This is a genomic window from Okeania sp. (genome assembly GCF_983059655.1).
The window spans coordinates 1-5,335 of record NZ_CEZPJD010000557.1 but is presented as its reverse complement, the minus strand read 5'-3'; the positions used below and the strand labels follow the sequence as shown (position 1 = coordinate 5,335).

The following is a 5,335-nucleotide window of genomic DNA, read 5'->3' as shown; positions in this document are numbered from 1 at the left end:
TTCGGGAAGATGTCAAAGGTGTGACTAAAAGTCATTATTAGGAGGAAACAATTAACGATTTTTTTAACCTATGAATATTTTTGCTTCTGCGTCGTAAAAATAAGTACAAAAGACAGGGATTAAACAAAAAAATTAATAGGTTGTTGATTAGGATAAAAAATCTCATAGATGAAGTCCATAAAAAAGTAGCAAAATGGCTAACAACTGAGTATCGTATCATCTTTCTTCCTACTTTTGAGTCTTCCCAAATGGTTGCCAAATCAGGAAAAAAGAAACGCAAACTGAACTCAAAAACAGTTCGCCAAATGCTAACTTGGGCACACTATAGTTTCAAACAAACTCTTAAGTTCCATGCTTTAAAACGAGGAGCAACCGTAATAGATGTAACTGAGGAATATACTTCCAAAACTTGTACAAAATGTGGTCATGTTCATCAAAAATTAGGAGGCTCAAAGCATTTTAAATGTCCGCACTGTGGTAACTCAATGCCGAGAGATTGGAATGGCGCTTTGGGGATATTCCTCAAAGCATTGCGTTAGCGAAGCGGCGCGTTAGCGCGATACCGCCAGTGTCGATGGTTCTGCCGTCACATTTCTATGAACGGTTTCCCCGACTTTTACCGGGAATTGCCGGGCTTGATGTATCTGTATAGCATAGATTGTTCATTCTGTACAGTATCTCAAAAGCAGCTTCGGGAAGATGTCAAAGGTGTAACTAAAAGTCATTATTAGGAGGAAACAATTAACGATTTTTTTAACCTAGTGAATATTTTTGCTTACTGCACTTTGAGCTGGACATTGTAAATACCGGAGCGCTCATTGCTATATTGTGTATTGCATAACTCATTAATTTTGCTAACTAAATGAATTCAGGAATCGATCTACAAAGAACATTTATTCAAGCTCTGGTAGACTTGGGCTTATCTCCAGAAATAGCCAGAACAGTTTGGCTACCATTACCCATGTTATTGATGATTACCGCTGCTACTGTCAGTGTTTTAGTGACAGTGTGGCTAGAGCGAAAAATTTCCGCAGCAGCTCAACAAAGAATTGGCCCAGAATTCATCGGTCCTTTGGGAACTCTAGCACCTTTAGCTGATGGCTTGAAGCTAGTTTTCAAAGAAGACGTTGTTCCTTCTAAAGCAGACCCTCTACTGTTCACTCTAGGCCCTGTAATAGTAGCCATCCCAGTATTTTTGTCCTATCTAGTAGTTCCTTTTGGACAAAATTTAATCATTACAGACTTGGGGGTAGCAATATTTTTATGGATAGCCCTTTCCAGTATTCAGCCTATTGGTCTGCTGATGTCTGGCTATGCCTCCAACAATAAATATTCCCTACTAGGAGGTTTACGAGCAGCAGCACAATCTATTAGTTATGAAATACCTTTAGCTTTAGCTGTACTGGCAGTAGTGATGATGTCCAACAGCCTCAGTACAATTGATATTGTTGAGCAACAATCAGGCTATGGCATTTTAGGATGGAACATTTGGAGACAACCAGCTGGTTTCCTCATTTTCTGGATATCAGTATTGGCAGAATGTGAAAGACTTCCCTTTGACCTTCCTGAAGCAGAAGAAGAATTAGTAGCAGGATATCAAACAGAATATACAGGGATGAAATTTGCCCTTTATTACTTAGCTTCTTACATTAATTTAGTCCTATCTGCTCTTTTTGTGGCAATTTTATATCTAGGTGGTTGGGAGTCACCTGTACCAGTTGGACTTCTCAGTGACTGGTTGGGGGTAAGTGAAACAACTCCCTGGTTACAAATAATCACTGCTACTTTGGGCATTACTATGACATTGCTCAAAGCTTATTTTCTCGTATTTATTGCAGTTTTATTACGTTGGACATTACCAAGAGTCAGGATTGACCAATTATTAGACTTAGGATGGAAGTTTCTCCTACCTGTTGCTCTGGTAAATTTATTGTTAACTGCAGCTTTGAAGTTAGCCTTTCCATTTGCTTTTGGTGGATAAATTTAGAAGTCAGGAGTCAGGAGAATTTTTTGGGCACGATAGACGTGAAGAGTTGGCTCCTGGCATCGAAACCTTATAGGGTATAAACCCCCACATCACCTGTGGCCTCCACAAACTTGTTGGAGTTTTAATCCCCCACAAATATTGATTCTGTCTCTTGTCTTCTGACTCCTTCTTCAAATAAAACTCTTGTTGTGCGGATTTGCCCGTCACTGACGTATAGCGCTGTGCGCAGGCAACAGGCAACAGCTCATCTGGCAACAGCGGTCAGACCCCGCGTCGCCGGCAGGCGCAAGGGAATGCTGACCAAGAGAGGCAACAGGGGGAATAAATTGCCGATAACATAAGACTTTTAGCTATTGGGCAAATCCTGCAATTTGTAAATATACCAGCGCTCACTGCTATACCTTACAGTTGGTTAAATCTACTGTAAATCCATAGCTGATTTTAGACTTTTAGATTAAACTATATCGAAAATCTAAAACTACTTTTTTCTGCTAATTAGACTTCCTAGGAGAAAACGCCATGCTCAAATTCCTCAATCAAGTAGGCGAATACGCTAAAGAAACTTTTCAAGCTGCTAAATATATAGGTCAAGGTTTATCTGTAACTTTTGACCACATGAGCCGTCGTCCTGTTACTGTACAATACCCCTACGAAAAACTTATTCCTTCTGAAAGATTTCGAGGCAGAATTCACTTTGAATTTGACAAGTGTATTGCCTGTGAAGTTTGTGTGAGGGTTTGTCCGATTAATTTACCTGTTGTTGACTGGGAATTTAATAAAGAAAGCAAAAAGAAAAAGCTCAAACACTACAGTATTGATTTTGGTGTTTGTATTTTCTGCGGTAACTGTGTGGAATATTGTCCAACTAACTGTTTATCCATGACGGAAGAGTATGAATTAGCAGCTTATGACCGTCATGAGTTGAATTATGATAATGTTGCCCTGGGACGATTACCATATAAGGTGACAAATGACCCAATGGTAACTCCTCTGCGAGAATTGGCTTACTTGCCTAAGGGAGCTATAGACCCTCATACAGTTCCTCAAAATGCACGTCGCGCTGGTCTTCGTCCGGAAGAAATTCTCGAACAAATGGAAGCTGAAAAACCAGTAGCAGAAACTACAGAAAAATAGCTATTAGTTTGTTAATCAGGAGTTACCCAAATTAACCTTTAAAACCTCATATGTAGGGGCGAATGGCATTGACTAACGTCAAGCTCCGTTAACGCCCTCACTCGATTTAATCTGTGCGTAATTACTGTTAATTATCAGTTGTGAAGTTAAGATTCAGCTATTAACGGTCAGCTTTTCGGTGAGGAATGTACTCGCATTCAGCTTTTGAATAAATGAAGCAAGCATTCGTTTAACTTCTACTACATTTTCAACTCTATGAAGGGAAATTGTAGATGTGGCTCGATAAACTGTTAAGGTTAAGTGATGGGCTTTTTTTTACCCATACTTTTAATTCTTTGAAATTTATCAATTGCTTTTTTCTCCTTTTTTGTAAGGTAATAAAGCTGATAGCTGAGTGCTGTTTGCGTAGCATTCCGCAAGAAATGCTTAAGATGAAATATCATTCAAAATAAACAAATCTCTAAAGGAATAAAAAGTGGATTTAGCACAAGGAGTTCAATTCGTTTCATTTGCTATTTTAAGCATAATGATGATTGCTGCTGCTTTGGGAGTAGTCTTATTTTCTAAGATCGTCTACTCAGCATTTTTGTTAGGTGGAGTATTTATGAGTATTTCTGGTTTATACCTTTTGTTAAATGCTGATTTTGTAGCTACTGCCCAAGTCTTAATTTATGTTGGAGCTGTTAATGTCTTGATTTTATTTGCAATTATGCTTGTAAATAAACGAGAAGATTTTAAAGCTTTGCCTAATGCTTGGTTTAGAAAAATAGCTACAGGTTTAGTTTGCGTTGGTTTATTTGCTCTACTAAGTACCATGGTATTATCTACTTCTTGGTCAATTCCTGGTGCTAGTATTGCTAATACAGAAAGTTCAATTGTCTTAATTGGTAGGCACTTTTTTAGTGATTTCTTACTTCCTTTTGAACTTGCTTCCGTGTTTTTATTAATGGCAATGGTGGGTGCTATTATTTTGGCTCGTCGAGATATTTTGCCTGATGAAGTACCTACTGATATGTCTCAAACACCTGTTTTAAGTTTGCCAGAACGTCCCCGTGAATTAGTCTCTAGTTCTAGTGAAATTTCTAATAATTAAATTCAAAGAGTTGATAAGTTTATGCAATTGCAACTGGAGTATTTTTTGTTATTAGCTGCAGCACTTTTCTGTATAGGTATTTATGGTTTAGTTACCAGTCGCAATGCAGTTAGGGTGCTGATGTCTATTGAGTTAATGCTTAATGCTGTAAATCTAAATTTGATGGGTTTTTCTAATTTCTTAGACCCCCAAAATATTAAAGGTCAGGTATTTACTGTATTTGTACTTACTGTTGCTGCTGCTGAAGCGGCAGTTGGTCTAGCGATAGTTCTCGCAATTTATCGTAACCGAGACACGGTAGATATGGAACAGTTTAATTTATTAAAGTGGTAATTTGAAGGTAAGCATTCAGCTATTAGCATTCAGCGTTTAGCTTTAGCTGATAACCTTTGAATGCTTACATTTTAAGACTATAAAATGTTTGGTTTGAGCAGTTTTTTATATATCCCTGTGCATCTGGATTTCAAAAATTTAGAATTAAGAATTTAGAATTAAGAATTTTAGAATTACCTTTCCTTGTATAAAGAAGAAAATTGACTCAAAGGAAAAATTTTCTTTTTATCCTCTTAAGATAGGAGGCATTCAGCCACAATTTTTCGGTAACTATTTATTGTCCGGAGAAATTTTTTTTATACTATGTAAAGAAATATAATTTTATTTACTGAAAAATATTAAGCTTCATTACTAAACTGCAACATAGAGAGAATCTCCATGCTATCCTTCCTTATCAGAGATAAGTTCAAATAATTTAGGGGAGGAAAAAACTTTGAATTCAGAAATTAAAAAATATCCATCTTGTTCTTTACATCAAGATGTTAGTGAATATGTGGCTGATTTACAATTTCACATGACTTTACACGCTCGTAATTTAGTTCCTTCTCTTAATCAAGCAAAAGATGGTCGCGAGCAGATGTTACAACAAACTCAAGCTCATTTTGAAAAGCTTATTTCTAGACAGACTCTTTAGTTATTTTAATATTTATTTTTATTCAAAAACCCAGTTTCAAGTAGCGAAGGAGATTGGGTTTTTTAGTTTGTTTGAAAACTTCAACGACCCCACATTTTATAGAACCTCTAATCGTATCTTTTACATTAACTTTACTTTCTGCAACCTGAGCGAT

Annotated in this window: 6 protein-coding genes; all 6 read left to right on the top strand. The window is 36.9% G+C overall.

The features are described from left to right. The first annotated feature begins 80 nt into the window (after positions 1-80). The 6 genes from AC3DU7_RS24055 to AC3DU7_RS24030 all read left to right on the top strand — a co-directional run bounded on the left by AC3DU7_RS24055 (position 81) and on the right by AC3DU7_RS24030 (position 5,181). Positions 81-539, top strand: a complete 459-nt coding sequence (locus AC3DU7_RS24055; protein WP_488041826.1) for a zinc ribbon domain-containing protein — start codon at positions 81-83, stop codon at positions 537-539. Positions 540-862: 323 nt separating this feature from the next. Continuing rightward, positions 863-1,981: an NADH-quinone oxidoreductase subunit NuoH gene (gene nuoH, locus AC3DU7_RS24050; RefSeq protein ID WP_488041825.1), complete on the top strand. Its 1,119-nt coding sequence runs from the start codon at positions 863-865 to the stop codon at positions 1,979-1,981. Between the two features lie 525 nt (positions 1,982-2,506). Next, entirely contained in the window at positions 2,507-3,121 is a 615-nt protein-coding gene (gene ndhI / locus AC3DU7_RS24045; RefSeq protein WP_488041824.1) for an NAD(P)H-quinone oxidoreductase subunit I, read from the top strand. A gap of 475 nt (positions 3,122-3,596) precedes the next feature. Continuing rightward, the gene (locus AC3DU7_RS24040; protein WP_488041823.1) at positions 3,597-4,214 is read left to right on the top strand and encodes an NADH-quinone oxidoreductase subunit J; all 618 of its coding nucleotides are present in this window, start codon (positions 3,597-3,599) and stop codon (positions 4,212-4,214) included. A 27-nt stretch (positions 4,215-4,241) separates the two neighbouring features. Next, a complete protein-coding gene (gene nuoK, locus AC3DU7_RS24035) occupies positions 4,242-4,547 on the top strand; it encodes an NADH-quinone oxidoreductase subunit NuoK (RefSeq protein ID WP_287525761.1) in 306 nt (101 codons plus the stop codon). Positions 4,548-4,980: 433 nt separating this feature from the next. Beyond that, a complete protein-coding gene (locus AC3DU7_RS24030) occupies positions 4,981-5,181 on the top strand; it encodes a hypothetical protein (protein ID WP_202219405.1) in 201 nt (66 codons plus the stop codon). Positions 5,182-5,335 lie beyond the last annotated feature (154 nt).